This window comes from Lentzea kentuckyensis (assembly GCF_002150765.1).
In the GTDB taxonomy this organism is placed as follows: Bacteria; Actinomycetota; Actinomycetes; order Mycobacteriales; family Pseudonocardiaceae; genus Lentzea; species Lentzea kentuckyensis.
Map to the genome: position 1 here is coordinate 1 of NZ_MUYM01000064.1, position 21,722 is coordinate 21,722.

The 21,722-nt window shown below is 71.0% G+C and carries 2 protein-coding genes; both read left to right on the forward strand.

Annotated features, from left to right (window positions below; all coding sequences use genetic code 11):
- On the forward strand, positions 1–17,060 hold a 17,060-nt coding region (locus tag B0F77_RS49990; protein ID WP_143466942.1), incomplete at its 5' end, for a type I polyketide synthase.
- 30 nt (positions 17,061–17,090) lie between these two features.
- Positions 17,091–21,722, forward strand: coding sequence for a type I polyketide synthase (locus B0F77_RS28495; RefSeq protein WP_086666086.1), 4,632 nt, complete (start codon positions 17,091–17,093; stop codon positions 21,720–21,722).

A 21,722-nucleotide genomic window follows, 5' to 3' on the forward strand; every position in this document is an offset into this window, starting at 1 on the left:
CCGGACTGATGGGCAGTCCGGGCCAGGCGTCCTACTCGGCGGCGAACGCCTTCCTGGACGCGTTGGCCCACAACCGCAGGAGCACGGGTCTTCCCGCGCGCTCACTGGCGTGGGGCGCCTGGCAGCAGTCCGGCGGTATGACGGCCTCCTTGTCGGACACCGACATCCACCGGATGACCAGGGACGGCATGCCGCCGCTGTCGGTGGAGGAGGGCCTGCGCCTGTACGACATGGCGGTCAACCTGGACGAGGCGCTGACGGTTCCGCTCCGGCTGGACGTGGCGNNCGGGATCACCCGGCGCACCGCGGCTCGGGCCGGGTCTTCCGGCACCGCGGGTTCCCTGGCCCGGCGTCTGGTCGGCCTGCCCGACGACGAGCGGATCCCGGCGCTGGTCGAGCTGATCCGCGCGGAGGCGGCGGCGGTGCTCGGGCACGGCAGCCCGAGCGCGATCGACCAGGGCGTCGAGTTCCGGGGCCTGGGCTTCGACTCGCTCACCTCGATCGAACTGCGCAACCGGCTGGTCGCCGCCACCGGGCTGCGGTTGCCCGCCACCCTCGTGTTCGACTACCCCACACCGGACGCCCTGGCGGAGTTCCTGGTGCGGGAGCTGACAGGCTCGGACGGCCCGATCGTCGCGCCGGCCGCACCTGTCGCCGCCACGACGGACGACCCGATCGCGATCGTCGGCATGGCCTGCCGGTTCCCCGGTGGCGTCACGTCCGCGGACGAGCTGTGGGACCTGGTCGTCTCCGGCCGGGACGCGATCGCCGGCATCCCCGGTGATCGTGGCTGGGATCTCGGCGCGGAGCGCGGTTCGACCGACTCCGGCGGGTTCCTGGAGGACGTGGCCGGGTTCGACGCGGGTTTCTTCGGGATCTCGCCACGGGAAGCGCTGGCGATGGATCCGCAGCAGCGGCTGTTGCTGGAGACGTCCTGGGAGGCGATCGAGCACGCCGGAATCGACCCGCGATCGTTGCGGGGCAGCCAGACGGGCGTGTTCGCCGGGGCGTCGGGCACCGACTACGCGAGCCTGCTGGGCGACGGGTCCGAGGGCCTGGTGCTGACCGGCAACACGACCAGCGTCATCTCCGGCCGGGTGTCCTACACCTTCGGCTTCGAGGGCCCCGCGGTCACGGTGGACACCGCGTGCTCGTCGGCCCTGGTGGCGTTGCACCTCGCCGTGCAGGCGCTGCGCGGCGGCGAGTGCACCCTCGCGCTGGCCGGCGGTGTGTCGATCATGGCGGATTCCCTGGTGTTCACGGAGTTCTCCCGCCAGGGCGGACTCGCGGCGGACGGCCGGTGCAAGGCGTTCGCGGACGCGGCGGACGGCACCGGCTGGGGTGAAGGCGTCGGAGTGCTGGTGGTCGAGCGTCTGTCCGACGCTCAGCGCAACGGGCACCGTGTGCTGGCGGTGGTGCGCGGTTCGGCGGTGAACCAGGACGGTGCGTCGAACGGCCTCTCGGCGCCGAACGGCCCGTCGCAGCAGCGGGTCATCCGCAGGGCACTGGCAGTGGCGGGGCTGAACACGTCCGATGTGGACGTTGTCGAGGCGCACGGCACGGGTACCGCTCTGGGTGATCCGATCGAGGCGCAGGCGTTGCTGGCGACCTATGGTCAGGATCGGGATCGGCCGTTGTTGCTGGGGTCGGTGAAGTCGAACCTCGGCCACACGCAGGCCGCCGCCGGTGCGGCCGGTGTGATCAAGATGGTGCAGGCGTTGCGCCATGGTGTGGTGCCACAGACGTTGCACGTGGATGAGCCGTCGTCGCATGTGGACTGGTCGGCGGGCTCGGTGGAGCTGTTGTCCGAGGCGGTGTCCTGGCCGGAGGTGGATCGTCCGCGCCGCGCCGGTGTGTCGTCGTTCGGGATCAGTGGCACGAATGCGCACGTGGTCGTCGAACAGGCGCCGGTCGTGGAGGTGCCGGAGCCGGTGGAGGTGCCGGCGGTGCCGTGGGTGGTGTCGGCGAGGTCGGAGTCGGCGTTGGCGGCTCAGGTCTCACGGTTGCGTTCGGCCGACGCCCCGCGGGTCGACGTGGGCTGGACCTTGCTGGGGCGTTCGGTGTTCGAGCACCGGGCGGTGTTGCTCGCGACCGAGACCGACGTCGCTGAGGTGGCTCGCGGTACGGCCTCCGGCCAGCGTGTGGCGTTTGTGTTCTCTGGTCAGGGTTCGCAGCGGGTGGGGATGGGCCGTGGTCTGGCTGAGCGGTTCCCGGTGTTCGCTGAGGCGTTGGACGAGGTGCTGTCGCGGTTTGATCCGGTTCTGCGTGAGGTGATCTGGGGTGCGGATCAGGATCGGTTGAACCGTACGGAGTTTGCTCAGCCGGGGTTGTTCGCGGTTGAGGTGGCGTTGTTCCGTTTGTTGGAGTCGTGGGGTGTGCGCCCTGATTTTGTGGGTGGGCATTCGATTGGTGAGGTGGCTGCCGCGCATGTCGCGGGCGTGTTGTCTCTTGATGACGCTTGTGTGTTGGTTGGTGCGCGGGCGCGGTTGATGCAGGCACTGCCCGAGGGTGGGGCGATGGTGGCGGTTCAGGCCACCGAATCCGAGGTCGTGCCGCACCTGACCGACGGTGTTTCGATCGCTGCGGTGAACCGGCACGACTCGGTGGTGATCGCGGGTGAAGTGTCCGCTGTGGACGGCGTGTTGGCGGCGTTCGCGGACCGGAAGACCTCGCGGTTGCGGGTGTCGCATGCGTTCCATTCGCCGTTGATGGAGCCGATGCTGGCGGAGTTCGCCGAGGTAGTGGAGGGCTTGTCGTTCGGTGAGCCGCGCATTGCGGTGGTGTCGAACGTGACCGGTGCGCTGGTCACGGATGAGCTTGGCGTGCCGGAGTATTGGGTGCGGCATGTTCGGGAGACGGTGCGGTTCGCCGACGGTGTCCAGGCGCTGACCGACGCCGGTGTGACGATGTTCGTTGAGCTGGGCCCAGACGGTGTGTTGTCGGCGTTGATCGACGATGTGCCCGCGGTGCCGTTGCTGCGCAAGGAACGCGACGAGGAAACCACGCTGCTGAACGCGCTCGGGCGTTTGTACGTCAACGGGGTTGATGTCGACTGGCGGGGAGTGGTTCCCGCCGGACGGCTGGCGGACCTGCCGACCTACGCCTTCGACCACCAGCGGTACTGGCCGGAGATCGGTCGGCCGAACGACGCCGGGTTCGTGGACGCGGATTTCTGGGCTGTGGTGGACCGGGCCGATGTCGGAGCTCTCGCGTCCGATCTGGGGATCGACGACGACGCGGCCTCCGTGCTGGCGCCCGCACTGACGTCGTGGCGTGCGCGCCGGCAGCTGTCGTCCGTGGTGGATTCGTTGCGCTATCGGATTTCCTGGTCGCGGCTGGCTTCGGCGCCGGTGGCCGGTGGCGTGGGCCGATGGCTGGTCGTCGTGCCGGCGGGGGAGTCCGATCGTGAGCGGGTCGGCGTGGTGACCGCCGCGCTGGGCGCGGACACGGAGCTTCTCGAGGTCGCGGAAACGATCGACCGGGCCGCGCTGGCGGAGCTGCTCGTCGCGACGGGCCCGTTCTCGGGTGTGGTCTGCCTGGCGGGTTCCGTCGAACTGACGTTGGTGCTGACGCAGGCCATGGCCGACACCGGCCAAACCGTGCCGTTGTGGTGCGTGACCCAGGGCGCGGTCTCCGTGGGCGACGACGATCCGGTGACCAGTCCGGAGCAGTCGTCGATCTGGGGCTTCGGCCGGGCCGCGGCGCTGGAGCACCCGCGGTGGTGGGGCGGACTGGTCGACCTGCCGGCCGTGGTCGACGAGGGCGTCGCCACCCGTCTGCGCGGTGTGCTGACCTCGTCCGGTACTGAGGACCAGATCGCCGTACGGCCGGCTGGAGTGTTCGGCCGGCGGCTGGTGAAGGCGCGGAGCTCGGCGCGGGCCGGCGGCACCTGGAGCCCGGCGGGCACCGTGCTGATCACCGGTGGGACCGGTGGGCTGGGCAGCGTCGTGGCGCGCTGGCTGGCGCACAACGGTGCTGAGCATCTGGTGCTGATGTCGCGGCGCGGCATCGACACGCCAGGCACCGTGGAACTGCGGAACGAACTGACGGCACTGGGTTCCCAGGTGAGTGTCGTCGCCGGTGACGCCGCCGACCGGGACGCGGTCGACGCCGTGCTCGCCGGGATTCCGGCGGAACTGCCGTTGACGGCGGTGTTCCACGCCGCTGGTGTGGTGGACGACCAGGAGCTGTCGGGACTGACCCGTCAGCAGCTGACCGCGGTGCTGCGGTCGAAGGTCACCTCGGCCCGGCACCTCCACGAGGCGACCCGAGAGCACGGGCTGACGGCGTTCGTGCTGTTCTCCTCGATCGCCGGTGTGTGGGGCAGCGGCGGTCAGGCGGCCTACTCGGCCGCGAACGCCTACCTGGACGGACTGGCCGGACTCAGGCGGGCGGAAGGCCTGCCGGCCACCTCGGTGGCGTGGGGCGCGTGGGCCGAAGCGGGAATGGCGGCGGATCCCGGCGCCGACGCTCGGCTCCGGCGACAGGGAATCCGGCCGATGCACCCGGCCACTGCCATCGCGGCGTTGCGCAGCGCGTTGGATCACGACGAGACGGCCGTGGTCGTGGCGGACATCGACTGGTCGAAGTTCGCCACGCTGTTCACCTCGGGGCGTGGCAGCGCGCTGCTGACCGGGCTGCCGGAGGTCGCCGAGATCCTCGGTGCCGCAGATGGCGGGGATGGCGCGGAGCCGTTGTTCCGGCGGCGTCTCGAGGGCCTGGACGAGGCCGGGCGCCGGCGTGCGGCGCTGGACGTCGTGCGGACGCAGGCGGCCGCTGTGCTCGGGCACGACGGTCCTGGCGCGGTCGCCGTGGACAGGGCGTTCCGCGACCTCGGCTACGACTCCCTGATGGCGGTGGAACTCCGGGCCCGGCTTGCCACCGCGACCGGACTCACGCTGCCGTCGACGGTGGCGTTCGACCATCCGACGCCGGAGATCCTCGCTGATCATCTACTGGCGGAGCTGTTCGGGGCGCGGGCCGACGTGCCGGTGCGGACGACCGCAGTCGGCGGACCGGCCGAGGATCCCGTGGTGATCGTCGGCATGTCCTGCCGCTTCCCCGGTGGGGTCGCATCGGCGGACGACCTGTGGGAGCTGGTGGTCGCGGGACGTGACGCGATCGCGGAGTTCCCCGCCGACCGAGGCTGGGATCCCGAACTGACGGGTTCCGGCGGGTTCCTGGAGGACGTGGCCGGGTTCGACGCGGGCTTCTTCGGCATCTCGCCGCGCGAGGCGCTGGCGATGGATCCGCAGCAGCGGTTGTTGCTGGAGGTGTCCTGGGAGGCGGTCGAGCGGGCCGGGATCGACCCGCGATCGTTGCGGGGCAGCCAGACCGGCGTGTTCGTCGGAGCTGGCAGCGTCAACTACTCCGAGCTGCTGACGGAGGAGTCCGAGGGCCTTGTGCTCACGGGCAGCGTCACCAGTGCCATCTCCGGCAGGGTCGCGTACACGCTGGGGCTGGAAGGCCCGGCGATGACCGTGGACACGGCGTGCTCGTCGTCTCTGGTCGCTCTCCACGTCGCCATTCAGGCTCTGCACCAGGGAGATTGTTCGCTCGCGCTGGTCGGCGGCGTGAACGTGATTCCTGATCCGTTCATCTTCGAGGAGTTCGCCCGCCAGGGCGGGTTGTCGTCGGACGGGCGGTGCAAGGCGTTCGCCGACACCGCCGATGGCACCGGCTGGTCAGAAGGCGCCGGCGTCCTGGTGGTGGAGCGACGCTCCGAGGCCGAACGCAACGGGCATCGCGTCCTCGCCGTGATCCGGGCGAGCGCGACGAACCAGGACGGCGCGTCGAACGGCATGACCGCGCCGAACGGTCCGTCGCAACGCCGCGTGATCCGCCGCGCGCTGTCGATCGCGGGACTGTCCCCGTCCGAGGTGGACGTGGTGGAGGCGCACGGAACCGGGACGACGCTGGGTGATCCGATCGAGGCGCAGGCGCTGCTCGCGACCTACGGTCAGGATCGGGACCAGCCGTTGTTGCTGGGGTCGGTGAAGTCGAACCTCGGCCACCCCGCGGCAGCCGCGGGCGTCGCCGGCGTGATCAAGATGGTGCAGGCGTTGCGTCATGGTGTGGCGCCGAAGAGCCTGCACCTCGACGCTCCTTCGGCGCAGGTCGACTGGTCGGCGGGCGCGGTGGAGCTGCTGGCGGAGAACACCGCGTGGCCGGAGGTGGGTCGCCCGCGTCGTGCCGGTGTGTCCTCGTTCGGGATCAGCGGAACGAACGCGCACGTGATCCTGGAACAGGCCGAGCCGGTGTACGAACCGGTGTCGGTGGAGGTGCCGGTCGTGCCGTGGGTGGTGTCCGCGAAGTCGGAGCCGGCGCTGGCGGCTCAGGTCGAGCGCTTCGAGTCCGTTGAGGACTCTCGGGTCGACGTCGGTTGGTCTTTGTGTGCAAGGAGTGTGTTCGAGCACCGGGCGGTGTTGCTGGCGACTGACGCCGGCGTCGCCGAGGTGGCTCGTGGTGTGTCTTCTGATCAGCGTGTGGCGTTTGTGTTTTCTGGTCAGGGTTCGCAGCGGGTGGGGATGGGCCGTGGTCTGGCTGAACGGTTCCCGGTGTTCGCTGCCGCGTTGGATGAGGTTCTTGGACATTTCGACCCTGCCGTGCGTGAGGCGATGTGGGGTGCAGATCAGGAACGTCTGAACCGCACGGAGTTTGCTCAGCCGACGTTGTTCGCGGTTGAGGTGGCGTTGTTCCGGCTGCTGGAGTCGTGGGGAGTTCGCCCGGAGTTCGTGGGCGGGCATTCGATCGGCGAAGTGGCCGCCGCTCACGTCGCGGGCGTGTTGTCGCTGGCCGACGCGTGTGCGTTGGTTGACGCGCGTGCTCAACTGATGCAGGCGTTGCCCGAGGGTGGGGCGATGGTGGCGGTGCAGGCCACCGAGGCTGAGGTCGCGCCGCACCTGACCGACGGTGTGTCGATTGCGGCGGTGAACAAGGCTGACTCCGTGGTGATCGCGGGTGAAGTGTCCGCTGTGGACGGTGTACTGGCCGCGTTCGCCGATCGCAAGACCTCGCGGTTGCGGGTGTCGCACGCGTTCCACTCGCCGTTGATGGAGCCGATGCTGGAGGACTTCGCCGAGGTTGTCCGAGGCTTGTCGTTCGGCGAGCCCCGCATCGCGGTGGTGTCGAACGTGACCGGTGCACTGGTGACGGATGAGCTTGGTGCGCCTGAGTATTGGGTGCGGCATGTGCGGGAGACCGTGCGGTTCGCCGACGGCGTCCAGACGCTGACCGATGCCGGTGCGACGATGGTCGTGGAGCTGGGGCCGGATGGTGTGTTGTCGGCGTTGATCGACGATGTGCCGTCGGTGCCGTTGCTGCGCAAGGAACGTGACGAGGAAATCACGCTGCTGACCGCGCTCGGCCGGTTGTACGTCAACGGTGTGGACGTGGACTGGCGGGAAGTCGTTCCCGCAGGACGGTTGGTGGACCTGCCGACCTACGCCTTCGACCATCAGCGGTACTGGCCGGCCGCGATCGTGTCGCGGGCGGGAGATGTGGCCGCCGCAGGGCTTGGCGCCCCCGCGCACCCGTTGCTGGGCGCGGCGGTGCCGGTGGCGGGCTCGGACGAGGTACTGCTCACCGGCAGGCTGTCGTTGTCGACCCACCCGTGGCTCGCCGGGCATCGCGTCGGCGGCGTGGTGCTCTTTCCCGGCACCGGCTTCCTCGAACTGGCTGTTCGTGCCGGGGACGAGGTCGGGTGCGGCCGGGTCGAGGAGCTTCTGCTCACCGCGCCGCTCGTGTTGCCGGAACGGGAAGCGGTGCAGCTCCAGGTCCGCATCGACGCGCCGGACGACAAGGGGCGTCGCGGACTGCTGGTGCACTCGCGGCCGGTCGACGGCGGCGAGCGGCAGTGGACCCTGCACGCCAGCGGAACTCTGGCGGAAGGCAGCTCCACGCCACAGGTCGGTGAGTGGCTGCCGCAGGGCGCCGAGCCGATCGACCTCGGGGAGTTCTACCCGGCGTTCGTCGAAGCAGGGTTCGTCTACAGCGGTGCGTTCCAGGGCGTGAAGTCGGCCTGGCGACTGGGCGGCGAGATCTACGCCGAGGTCGAACTGCCCGCGGACCTGCCCGGCGCCGGTGCGTTCGGGATTCACCCGGCGCTGCTCGACTCGGCGCTGCAGGCGTCGTCATTGACCGACGGTGCCGCGGGTCTGCCGTTCTCGTGGCAGGGCGTGACTCTGCACGCGTCCGGCGCGTCGGTGCTGCGGGTACGGCTCACCGCGACCGGTCCGGACTCGATCGCACTGGTGGCCACGGACCCCGAAGGCCAGCCGGTCGTGTCGGTGGATTCCCTGGTGTTCCGTGCGATGTCCGCCGAGCCGGCACGGACCCGGCTGGACTCGCTGCTCCGGCTCAGGTGGACGACGTGGACGGGCGACGTGCTTTCCTCGCCGGACTGCCGGATCGTCGACTCCCTGGCCGAACTGGACGTGGTCGCGGAATTCGTGCTCGTCCCGGTCTCCGGCGGCACCGGACCGGAGGCGGTTCGGGCGTTGACCGCGCGCGTTCTCGGGCTGCTGCAGGAGTTCCTGGCCGACGAGCGGTACGACCGGTCGAAGCTGGTCCTGGTGACCAGCGGTGCGGTCGCGACGGACGGCGACGAGTCCGTTGTGGACCTGGCGGCGGCCGCGGTCTGGGGACTGGTGCGTTCGGCACAGTCGGAGAACCCGGGTCGGCTGCTCCTGGTCGACTCCGACGAGGTGGAGGCCGCGGTCGGCGTGGCCGGGCTGCTGGAAGCCGGTGAGACTCAGGTTGCCGTGCGCGGTGGTGTGATCCGGGTGCCGAGGCTCGCCCAGACGGAGACGTTGGTACCGCCGGTGGGTGTGCCGTGGCGACTGGACAGCACGCGCAAGGGAAGTCTGGAGGCGTTGGCTCTTCTGCCCTGCCCGCAGGTGCTGGAGCCGTTGACCGGCCGTCAGATCCGCGTTCGCGTGTCGGCCGCCGGGGTGAACTTCCGCGACGTGCTGAACGCGTTGGGCATGTACCCCGGTGAGGCTGGTCTGCTCGGCGGTGAGGCCGCCGGCGTGGTGGCCGAGGTCGGCCCGGACGTGACCGGCGTGCGGCCGGGTGATCGGGTCATGGGGATGCTCTTCGGCAGCTACGGCCCCGTGGCGGTCGTCGACGAGCGTCTGGTGATCCGTGTCCCGGACGGCTGGTCCGACGAGACCGCCTCGTCCGTTCCGGTGGTGTTCCTCACGGCGTTCCACGGTCTCCTCGACCTGGCTCGGCTCGAAGCGGGAGAACGCGTGCTGATCCACGCCGGTGCCGGCGGCGTCGGCATGGCGGCGGTCCAGCTCGCCCGGCACGTCGGCGCCGAGGTGTACGCGACCGCGAGCGAGGGCAAGTGGGACGTGCTGCGCGCGATGGGCATCCCCGACGACCGGATCTCCTCGTCCAGGACGCTCGACTTCGAAACGAAGTTCCCCCGCGTCGACGTCGTGCTCAACGCGTTGGCCGGCGAGGCACTGGACGCGTCGTTGCGACTGCTCGGTCCTGGCGGCCGGTTCGTCGAGATGGGCAAGACCGACGTCAGGGACGCCAGCGAACTGTCCGATGTGGACTATCACACCTTCGACGTCGGAATCGTGGCCCCGGAACGGATCCAGGAGATGCTCGTCGAGCTGGTGGGCCTGTTCGAGCGTGGCGTGCTGGCGCCGCTGCCGGTGATCACGTGGGACGTCCGCCGGGCACCGGAGGCGTTCCGGTTCATGAGCCAGGCCAAGCACGTCGGCAAGATCGTGCTCACGGTGCCGAAGGCGTGGGACCGCGACGGCACGGTGCTGATCACGGGTGGCACCGGCGCACTGGGCAGGGAACTGGCCAGGCACCTGGTGGTCCAGCACGGGACCCGGCACCTGCTGCTGACGAGCCGCGGCGGGCAGATGCCACCCGAGCTCGTCGAGGAGTTGACCGGGCTCGGTGCGACGGTCGACGTGGTCGCCTGCGACGCGGCGGACCGGGACGCTCTCGCCGAGCTGCTGGCAGGTGTCCCCGCCGAGCGTCCGCTGACCGCGGTGGTGCACGCCGCCGGTGTTCTCGACGACGGTGTGATCGGATCACTCACGCCGCAGCGGCTGGACACCGCGATGAGGCCCAAGGTCGATGCCGCGTGGAACCTGCACGAGCTGACGCGGGACATGGACCTGGCGGCGTTCGTGCTGTTCTCGTCGATCTCGGGAGTTCTGGGCAACCCCGGTCAGGCCGGCTACGCCGCGGCGAACGTCTTCCTCGACTCACTCGCGGAGCACCGCAGGAACCTCGGGCTCCCGGCGATCTCGCTGGCCTGGCCGCTGTGGGAGAGCACCGGGGGCATGGCCGGGTCGCTGACCGACGCCGAGATCAGGCGGATGACCAGGGAAGGATTCCCGCCACTCGCGGTCGAGCAGGGCCTGGAGCTGTTCGACTCCGCTGTCGGCACCGACGAGAGCCTGGTCGTGCCGTTGATCCCCAACTACTCCGCCCTGCGTTCCCGCGACGACGTTCCACCGCTCCTGCGAGGGCTCGTCAGGACGACCGGCCGCCGCACGGCGGCCTCGGCCGACGCCACCGCGCCAGGCCTCGCCGACCGGCTGGCGGGGCTGCCGGAAGCCGAGCGCGAGGAACTGCTCCTCGACCTGATCCGCAACCAGGCCGCGCTGGTGCTCGGCCACGACAGCGGGACCGGCGTCGAGGCCGGCCGGGAGTTCCGCGCTCTCGGCTTCGACTCGCTGACCGCGGTCGAGCTGCGCAACCGGCTCGCGGACGCGACCGGGCTGCGACTGCCGGCCACCCTGGTCTTCGACTACCCGAACCCCTTGGTGCTCACGAAGTTCCTGCGGGACGAGCTGCTGGGATCGGACGCTCCCGCACCGAACCCCGTGCTGCCGCGGGTGCAGACGCAGGACGACCCGATCGTGGTCGTGGGCATGGCCTGCCGGTATCCCGGCGGCGTCGCCTCGCCCGACGACCTGTGGCGGCTCGTCACGGCGGGCGAGGACGCGATCACCGGCTTCCCGGCCGATCGTGGCTGGGACCTCGACGGGCTCTACCACCCGGACCCGGACCACCACGGCACCGCGTACACGCGCGCCGGTGGCTTTCTGCACGACGCCGGAGACTTCGACGCCGGCTTCTTCGGGATCTCGCCACGTGAGGCGCTGGCGATGGACTCGCAGCAGCGGTTGCTGCTGGAGACCTCGTGGGAGGCGATCGAGCGGGCCGGGATCGACCCGCAGTCGTTGCGCGGCAGCCAGACCGGTGTGTTCGCCGGAGTCATCTTCAACGACTACGGCACGCTGCTGGAGTCGGCGGAGTACGAGGGAATGCGGGGCACGGGCACCTCACCGAGCGTGGCCTCCGGCCGGGTGGCGTACTCGCTGGGGCTGGAGGGCCCGGCTGTGACCGTGGACACCGCGTGCTCCTCCTCCCTGGTGGCCATGCACTGGGCGGTGCAGGCACTGCGTGCGGGCGAGTGTTCGCTGGCGCTGGCGGGCGGTGTGACCGTCATGTCCACGCCCGAGATGTTCATCGAGTTCTCGCGCCAGCGGGGATTGTCGAAGGACGGGCGGATCAGGGCGTACGCGGACGGCGCGGACGGCACCGCCTGGGGTGAGGGCGTCGGGATGCTGGTGCTGGAGCGCCTGTCGGACGCGCAGCGCAACGGTCACCCGGTGCTGGCCGTGGTCCGCGGCTCCGCGGTGAACCAGGACGGTGCGTCCAACGGGCTCACCGCGCCGAACGGTCCTTCACAGCAACGGGTGATCCGCCAGGCGCTGGCCAGTTCCGGGCTCGGCACCTCCGAGGTGGACGTCGTGGAGGGACACGGCACCGGCACGACGCTGGGTGACCCGATCGAGGCGCAGGCCCTGGTCGCCACCTACGGGCAGGACCGGGACCAGCCGCTGTTGCTGGGTTCGTTGAAGTCGAACATCGGCCACACCCAGGGTGCCGCGGGCGTCGGCGGTGTCATCAAGATGATCCTGGCGCTGCGCCACGGCGTGGCACCGAGGTCGCTGCACACCGAGACCCCGTCGTCGCGAGTGGACTGGACCGCGGGTGCGGTGCGGCTGCTGACCGAGAACACGCCTTGGCCGGAACTGGATCGGCCGCGCAGGGCCGCGGTGTCGTCGTTCGGCATGAGCGGCACCAACGCCCACGTGATCCTGGAACAGGCAGGGCCGGCGGACGAACCGGCCTCGGCCGAGCCGCCGGTCGTCCCCTGGGTGATGTCGGCCAAGTCCGGTGAGGCGTTGACGGCGCTGGCGGAGGGCCTGCGGCAGGTCGAGCACTCACGGACCGACGTGGGCGCGGCACTTCTGCGCCGCTCCGTGTTCGAGCATCGCGCGGTCGCGCTGGCGACGGCGGACGGTGTCACCGAGGTGGCGCGTGGTGTCGCCACCGGCAATGGCCGCCCGGTGTTCGTCTTCCCTGGACAGGGCGCCCAGTGGCGGGGCATGGGGCGGGGGCTGCTGGAGAACTCGCCGGTGTTCCGCGACAGCATCGAGGCCTGTGAACGGGCGTTGGCGCCTTGGGTCGACTGGTCGCTGACCGAGGTACTGCGCGAGGGCGGGGAACTGGACCGCGTCGACGTGGTTCAGCCGGTGTCCTGGGCGGTCATGGTGTCGCTCGCGGCATGGTGGCGTTCGCACGGAGTCGTGCCCGCCGCTGTGGTGGGGCATTCCCAGGGTGAGATCGCCGCGGCCTGTGTGGCAGGGGTGTTGTCGCTGGAGGACGCCGCTCGCGTCGTGGCGGTGCGCAGCCGGCTGATCGGCCGGGTGTTGTCCGGCAAGGGCGGGATGATGTCGGTCTCGGCCGGACCGGACGCCGTGACCGAGCACCTCGGCCGGTTGTCGATCGCCGCCGTGAACGGTCCGGCGAGCGTCGTGGTTTCCGGCGGTGTGGACGATCTCGACGAGTTCGGTGCGGCCTGTGCGCGTGCCGGTCTGCGGACGAAGCGGATCCCGGTGGACTACGCGTCGCACTCGGCCCACGTGGAACTGCTGGAGGCCGAACTCGGCGAGGCGCTGGGCGGGCTCACGCCGCTCGACGGTGAGATTCCGTGGTTGTCGACCGTCACCGGCGAGTGGATCGGAAAGTCCTCTGTGGACGGTTCTTACTGGTACGACAACCTGCGCAACCAGGTTCGGCTGCACGCCGCGATCGAGACGCTGGCCGAGCGAGGTCACGAGGTCTTCGTCGAGTGCAGCCCGCATCCGGTGCTGACCGCGGCCGTTCAGGACGCCGTCGACGCCGCGGTGGTGGGGACGCTGCGACGGGACGACGACTCGCACGAGCGGGTGCTGACCTCCCTGGCCGAGGCGTTCGTCCGGGGCGTCGACGTCGACTGGCGGCAGGTCGTGCCCGCGGGGCGCTGGGCCGAGCTGCCGGTGTACCCGTTCCAGCACGAACGGTACTGGCCGCGGGCGACGGGCTTCGCCGGAGACGTCGCGGCCATGGGGCTCGGCTCGGCGGCGCACCCGCTGCTGGGCGCGGCCGTGCCGCTCGCGGGCTCGGGCGAGGTGGTGCTGACCGGGCGGCTGTCGCTCTCGACCCAGCCGTGGCTGGGTGATCACCGGATCGGTGGCCAGGCGTTGTTCCCCGGCACCGGGTTCCTCGAACTCGCGATCCGGGCGGGGGACGAGGTCGGCTGTGGCCAGGTCGAGGAGCTGACCCTGGCGGCACCGCTCGTGCTGCCCGAGACCGGAGCTGTGCAGTTGCAGGTGTGGGTCGGCGCGCCGGACGACTCCGGTCGCCGCGAACTGCGGATGCACTCGCGCACCGCGGACGGCGCCGATCGCGAGTGGACCCAGCACGCCACCGGGATGCTGGCCGAGGAGGTGCTCGGTGAGTCGGACGGCACGCTGGCCTGGCCGCCCGCCGGAGCGGAGCCCGTGGATCTCGGCGAGTGCCGTGCCGCCTTCGCGGAGGTGGGCTTCGCCTACGGTGACGCGTTCCAGGGCCTGAAGGCCGCCTGGCTGCGTGGTGACGAGGTCTTCGCCGAGGTCGAGCTGCCGGAACACGTGCGCGACGGTGCGGCGTTCTGCCTCCACCCCGCGCTGCTCGACGCGGCGCTGCACGCGACGTCGTACCTCGACATCGGCGACGACCAGGGCATGTTGCCCTTCTCCTGGCAGGGCGTCTCGCTGCACGCGTCCGGTGCCTCGCTGATGCGGGTGCGGTTGGCGAAGACCGGCCACGAGTCGGTCTCGCTCGTCGCCGTGGACCCGGAGGGCAGGCCGGTCGTATCGGCCGGTTCCCTGAGTTTCCGGACCGGTCAGCAGCAGGCGGTGCCGGTCGTGCGGCCGGAGTCGCTGCTGCACGTCCGATGGGTGGCGGTGGACGCCGTGCCTGCGCCGCCCGACGCCACGTTCGGCCTGGTGGGGTGTCAGTTCGAGCTGGACCTGACGACCGTGGTGGGCTCGCTGCCCGAGCTCGCTTCCGCGCCGCCGGACTACGTGCTGGTCCCGGTGTCCGGCGGCACGGACCCCCGGTCGGTCACGGCCGAGGTGCTGGCCCTGCTGCAGGACTTCCTGGCCGACGACCGCTTCGCGGCTTCCCGTCTGGTGTTCGTGACGCGCGGCGCGGTGGCGGTCGGCGCTGACGACGCCGTGGCGGATCTGGCGGCGTCGGCGGTGTGGGGACTGGTCCGGTCCGCGCAGTCGGAGAACCCGGACCGCGTCCTGTTGGTGGACACCGACGAACCGGCGGAGGTCTCCCGGGTCGTCGGTCTGGCCGCGGCGGGGGAGACACAGCTCGCGCTGCGTGGCGGAACGGTCCACGTGGCCCGGCTGCGCGCCGTGGATTCGTTGGTGCCGCCGGTGAACGTCCCGTGGCGGTTGGACACCGCGAGCAAGGGCAGCCTCGAAGCGCTGGCGTTGGTGCCCTGCCCGGAGGTGCTGGAGCCGCTGGGCGGCCGGGACGTCCGCGTCCGGGTCACGGCTGCCGGGGTGAACTTCCGCGACGTGCTCAACGCGCTCGGGATGTATCCGGGCGACGGGGTGCTGCTGGGTTCCGAGGCGGTGGGCGTCGTCACCGAGACCGGTCCTGACGTGACCGCGGTGCGGCCGGGTGACCGCGTCATGGGGATGTTCACCGGAACCTTCGGGCCCGTCGCCGTGGTGGACGAACGCTACGTCGTGCCGGTGCCGGAGGGCTGGACCGACGAGATCGCGGCAGCGGTTCCCACCGTGTTCACGACCGCTTACCACGGTCTCGTCGACCTGGCCGGGCTGAAGGCAGGCGAACGAGTCCTCGTGCACGCCGGCGCCGGTGGTGTGGGCATGGCGGCCATCCAGCTGGCGCGGTACCTCGGGGCGGAGGTGTTCGCGACGGCGAGCGAGAGCAAGTGGGAGGTGCTGCGTTCCCTCGGGCTCGCGGAGGACCACATCGCCTCGTCCAGGACCACCGAGTTCGAGCAGCTGTTCCCCCGCGTCGACGTGGTGCTGAACTCGCTCGCGGGCGAGTTCGTGGACGCCTCGCTGAGGAAGCTCTGCGAGGGCGGCCGGTTCGTCGAGATGGGCAAGACCGACCTCAGGCGGTCCGCGGACCTGGCCGGGGTGCAGTACCACCCGTTCGACGTGAGTCAGGTCCACCCGGACCGGATGCGGCGAATGCTGCTCGACCTGGCGGACCTGTTCGAGCAGGGCGCGTTGCAGCCGTTGCCGGTGCGGACCTGGGATGTGCGGCGGGCCAGGGAGGCCTTCCGGTTCATGAGCCTGGCCAGGCACGTCGGCAAGATCGTCCTCACGATGCCGCGCGAGTGGGATCCCGACGGAACGGTGTTGATCACTGGTGGCACCGGTGGCCTCGGCAGCGAGCTGGCCAGGCATCTGGTGGCCGAGCGGGGCATGCGGCACCTGCTGCTGGTCAGCCGCACCGGCGAGACCGAACCGGGTTTCCTCGACGAGCTCGCCGGACTCGGTGCGGTGGTCACGGTCGCCAACTGCGACGTCGCGGACCGCGGTGCGCTGACCGAGCTGCTCGGGACCGTTCCCGCCGAGCATCCGCTGACCGCGGTGGTGCACGCGGCCGGTGTCCTCGACGACGGTGTCGTCAGCGCGCTGACGCCGCAGCGGCTGGACGCGGTCATGCGGCCGAAGGTGGACGCGGCCCTGCACCTGCACGACCTGACCAGGGAGCTGGACCTCGCCGGGTTCGTGCTGTTCTCCAGCCTGGCGGGCGTCGTCGGCAACGCCGGGCAGGCGAACTACGCCGCGGCCAACGCGTTCCTCGACACGCTCGCGGAGTACCGCCGCGGCGAGGGGTTGCCCGCGATCTCGCTCGCCTGGCCGTTGTGGGAACGAGCCACCGCGATGACGGGTGCGCTCGCCGGCACGGACGTGCAACGGATGAAGAACGACGGGCTGCCGCCGATCAGCACCGAACTGGGGCTGGCGCTCTTCGACGCCGCGACGGGGTCGGACGAGGCCGCGGTGGCGCTGACCGGCACCAGCGACTGGAGGGTGTCGGGCGAGGTGCCCGCGCTCCTGCGGGGGTTGGTGAAGGTGGGCCGCCGGACCGCGGCGGCGGGCGGCTCTGGCCAGGCGGGGCTCGGTCAGCGGCTGCTGCTGGTGAAGACCGCCGAGCGCGTTCCGTTCGTCGTCGACTTCGTCCGCTCGGAGGTCGCCTCGGTGCTCGGGCACGACGGCAAGGGGCTGATCCAGCCCGAACGGGAGTTCCGTCAGCTCGGGCTCGACTCGCTGACGGCCGTGGAGCTGCGCAACCGGCTGAACGCGGCGACGGGACTGAGGCTGCCCGCGACCCTGGCGTTCGACTACCCCACCCCGCGGATCCTCGCCGGCCACCTGGTCAGTGCCCTGGGCGTGGGCGACGTGCCGGACGAGGGCTCTTCCGCCCTGGCCGAGCTCGATCGCCTGGACGCGCTGCTCACGGCGAGCGAACCCGACGAGGACACGAAGGCAGGGCTCACGACCCGGTTGCGCAGGCTGCTGGAGAAGTGGGGCCAGCCGGCGAGTGCGGCCGGTGCGGACGCGGTGGCCCAGCAGATCGAGTCGGCCAGCGCGGACGAGGTGCTGGCGTTCATCGACCAGGAGTTCGGCCAGACCGGCGCCAACTGATCCGGTTCGTCTCGAGAGGAGGGATTCCGCATGCCGGACGAAGAGAAGCTCGTCGCGTACCTGAAGCGAGTCACCGCGGACCTGCACCAGACGCGTCAGCGGCTGGCTGAGGTGGAGTCCGGCAGGCAGGAGCCGATCGCCGTCGTCGGTATGGCCTGCCGCTATCCGGGTGGGGTCCGCTCCACCGAGGACCTGTGGGACCTCGTGAGGTCGGGAGGAGACGCCGTCACCGGCTTTCCCGCCGACCGCGGCTGGGAGCCGGGGCTGACCGGATCCGGCGGGTTCCTGGCCGACGTGGCCGGGTTCGACGCGGGGTTCTTCGGGGTTTCACCGCGCGAGGCGCTGGCGATGGATCCGCAGCAGCGGTTGTCGCTGGAAGTGTCGTGGGAGGCGATCGAGCACGCGGGCATCGACCCGCGGTCGTTGCGGGGCAGCCGCACCGGTGTGTTCGTGGGAGCGACGGGCGGCAGCGGCTACTCCGGTCTGTTGTCGGAGGCGTCCGACGGTCTCGTGCTGACCGGGAGCGCGTCCAGCGTGATCTCGGGCCGTGTCTCCTACACCCTGGGACTTGAGGGGCCCGCGGTCACGGTGGACACGGCGTGCTCGGCCTCACTGGTGGCGATTCACCTTGCCGCACAGGCGCTGCGGGCCGACGAATGCTCGCTCGCCCTCGCCGGTGGCGTCACCGTGCTCGCCGATCCGTTCATCTTCACCGAGTTCTCCCGGCAGGGCGGGTTGTCGCCGGACGGGCGGTGCAAGGCGTTCGCGGACGCGGCGGACGGCACCGGAATGGCCGAGGGCGTCGGCCTGATTCTGCTGGAGCGACTGTCGGACGCGGAACGCCGTGGCCGTCGCATCCTGGCGGTGATCCGTGGTTCCGCGGTGAACCAGGACGGTGCGTCGAACGGGCTCTCGGCACCGAACGGCCCGTCGCAGCAGCGGGTCATCCGCAAGGCACTGGCGGTTTCGGGTCTGATCGAGTCCGATGTGGACGCGGTGGAGGCGCACGGCACGGGAACGACGCTGGGTGATCCGATCGAGGCGCAGGCGTTGCTGGCGACCTACGGTCAGGATCGGGACCGGCCGTTGTGGCTCGGGTCGGTGAAGTCGAACATCGGGCACACGCAGGCCGCCGCGGGTGTGGCGGGCGTGATCAAGATGGTGCAGGCACTGCGGCACGGCCTGCTGCCGAGGACGCTGCACGTCGACGAGCCATCGTCGCATGTGGACTGGAGCGAGGGCTCGGTCCGGTTGCTGACGGAGAACACGGCGTGGGAACCCTCCGGCCGGCCGCGCCGGGCCGGGGTGTCGTCGTTCGGCATCAGCGGGACCAACGCACACGTGATCGTCGAGGAGGCTCCAGCACGGGCCGACCAGGACCCCGTCGAGGTGCCGGTGGTGCCCTGGGTCGTGTCGGCGCGAACAGAGGCGGCACTGGCCGCCCAGCTGGACGTCGTGCGCTCGGCCGCCGCGTCGCCCGCCGAGGTGGGCCGGTCGTTGCTCGGCCGGTCGGCGTTCGAGCACCGCGCGGTGCTGCTCGTCGCCGGGGACGAGGTGACGGAGGCCGCTCGCGGGGTGGTCGTGGACGGCGGTCTGGTCCTGGTGTTCCCGGGACAGGGAGCGCAGTGGGCCGGGATGGGCCGCGGCCTGCTGGAGACCTCTGAGGTGTTCCGCGAGCGCGTCGAGGAGTGCGCGGCGGCGTTGCGGCCGTTCGTGGACTGGTCCCTGGTCGACGTGCTGCGTGAGGGGCGGAACCTGGACCGGGTCGACGTGGTCCAGCCGGTCTCGTGGGCCGTGATGGTGTCGCTGGCGGCGTTGTGGCGGTCCTACGGCGTGGTGCCCGCGGCGGTCGTGGGCCACTCGCAGGGTGAGATCGCGGCCGCGTGCGTCGCGGGGGTCCTTTCGCTGGAGGACGCCGCCCGGATCGTCGCCACGCGCAGCCAGTTGATCGCGCGGGTGTTGTCCGGCAAGGGCGGGATGGCTTCGGTGTCGGCAGGACTGGAGGCCGTGCTGGCGCGTGCTGAGGGCGTGTCGATCGCGGCGGTCAACGGCCCGGCGAACGTCGTGGTGTCGGGTGCGGTGGACGAGTTCGTGGCCGCCTGTGAGCGTGACGGCGTTCGGGTGAAACGGATTCCGGTGGACTACGCCTCCCATTCGCCCGAGGTCGAGCTGCTGGAGGACGAGCTGCGCGAGGCGCTGGCCGGGGTCAAGGCACGCGAAGGAGACGTGCCGTGGCTGTCCACGGTGACCGGTGACTGGGTGGATCCTCTCTCGCTGGACGGTGGCTACTGGTACGAGAACCTTCGCAACACGGTCCGGTTGCACGACGCGATCCGGCTGTTGGCCGAACAGGGCCATGGTGTGTTCGTCGAGTGCAGCCCGCATCCGGTGCTGACGATGGGTATCCAGGACACGGTCGAGGCCTGTGGCGTTCAGGCGGCCGTCCTGGGGACGCTGCGCCGGGACGACGACAGCGAGACGCGAGTGCTGACGTCGTTGGCCGAGGCGTTCGTGCGGGGTGTGGAAGTCGACTGGGGCCAGGTGATTCCCGCCGGGCCCTCGGCCGAACTGCCGACCTACCCGTTCCAGCACGAGAGGTTCTGGCCGTCGCGCACGCCCGCGGTCGCCCTGGACACGGTGGAGGGCGAGTTCTGGGCCGCGGTGGAACGGGCGGACGTGGCGTCGCTGGCCGGTGAGCTGGACGTCGACGAGGACGTGCTGGCGGAGGTGGTGCCCAGGCTGGCGTCGTGGCGGCAGCGCAGGAACACGTCGTCCACCGTCGACTCGTGGCGTTACCGGGTGACGTGGACGCAGCTGCCCAGCGCCAGGCTCGCCGCGCCCCGGGGGAACTGGCTTGTCGTCGTTCCGCAGGACGACCCCTGGGCGGACTCGGTGGTCGTGTCGTTGCGCGACTTGATGTCGGTGGAGGTCGTCGGCCAGACGCAGATCGCCGCCCGGCTGGTGTCCGAGCCACCGGCGGGTGTGCTGTCGCTGTCGGCAACGGCTGAGTCCACAGTGGACCTGGTTCAGGCGCTGTCGAACACCGGTGTCGAGGTGCCGTTGTGGTGCCTGACCCGCGGTGCGGTGTCCGTCGGTGGCGGTGACCGCGTGACGAGCCCGGACCAGGCAGCGGTCTGGGGTCTCGGCAGGGTGGCGGCGCTGGAGTACCCGCGGTGGTGGGGCGGGTTGATCGACCTGCCGGTCGAGCTGGACGCGGACGCCGCGGGTGCGGTCGCGGGCGTGCTGGCCGCGGGTGATGGCGAGGACCAGGTCGCGGTGCGAGCGTCCCGTGTGTACGGACGTCGTCTCGTGCACGCGCCTGTGCCTGCTGGCGGCGGACAGTCCTGGCAGCCGCGTGGCACGGTGCTGGTCACCGGCGGCACCGGCGGTGTCGGAGCGGAGGTGGCGCGCTGGCTGGCCGGTCAGGGTGCCGAGCACCTCGTGCTGCTGTCGAGGCGTGGCCAGGACGCTCCTGGAGCGGGAGAGCTGGCCGAGGAACTGGGCGCCATGGGCGTGGAGGTCTCCGTGGTGGCCTGCGATGCGGGCGACCGGGCGCAGCTCGCCGAGGTGCTGGCCGGGATTCCGCACGACCGACCGCTGAAGGCGGTGTTCCACGCGGCGGGCATCGTGGAGTACCGCGACCTGGCCACGTTGACCGTGCCGGAGATGCAGCCGGAGTTGCGGGCCAAGATGGTGGCCGCCGCACACCTGCACGAGCTGACTCGCGACCTGGAGCTCGACGCGTTCGTGTTGTTCGCGTCCGGAGCGGGAGTCTGGGGTGGCGCGGGCCAGGGTGTCTACGCCGCCGCGAACGCCTATCTGGACGGGCTCGCGGAGCATCGCCGTGCGGAAGGGCTGGCCGCGACCTCGGTTTCCTGGGGAGCGTGGGCGGAGGTGGGACTCGCCGCCGATGCCGAGCAACTCTGGCGGCGTGGTGTCCGGCCGATGAGTCCCGGCACGGCTCTGGCCGCTCTGCGCGTGGCGCTGGAGCTGGACGAGACCGCGGTCACCGTGTCCAACATGGACTGGGAGCGCTTCGCCCCGGCGTTCACCGCGAGCAGGCCGAGCCCTCTGCTCGCGGCGATTCCCGAGGTCGTCGCCGCACTGTCCATCTCGGACGCCGCACAGGCCGGTGCGCAGGCCGGTTCGGCGTTGCGGCGGCGACTCGAGACCGCGGCGGAGGAAGAACGCCACGCCGTCCTGGTGGAGCTGACCCGTACCCACGCGGCCAGCGTGATCGGCCACCGGTCGGCTGACGAGGTCCCACCGGACAAGGCCTTCCGCCAACTGGGCTTCGACTCCCTGACCGCTGTCGAGCTGCGCAACCGGCTGGTCGCCGCCACCGGACTGGCCCTGCCCTCGACGCTCGTCTTCGACTACCCGACGCCGCTGGCTCTCGCCCGGCACCTGCGTTCGGCACTGCTCCCGGACCAGCCGGTCGAGGGAAGCCAGGACGCCGAGGAGACCCGGATTCGCAAGGTGCTCGCGGGCATCCCGATCGAGCGCTACCGGGAGGCCGGGCTGCTGGACATGATCATGCAACTCGCGTCCGGTGACACCGCCGTGTCCCGGCCGGCGCAGCAGGACGCGGAGTCATTGGACGACCTGGACGCCGCGAGCCTGCTGAGGCTGGCCGCCGGGACCATCACGAGCGAAGGATGA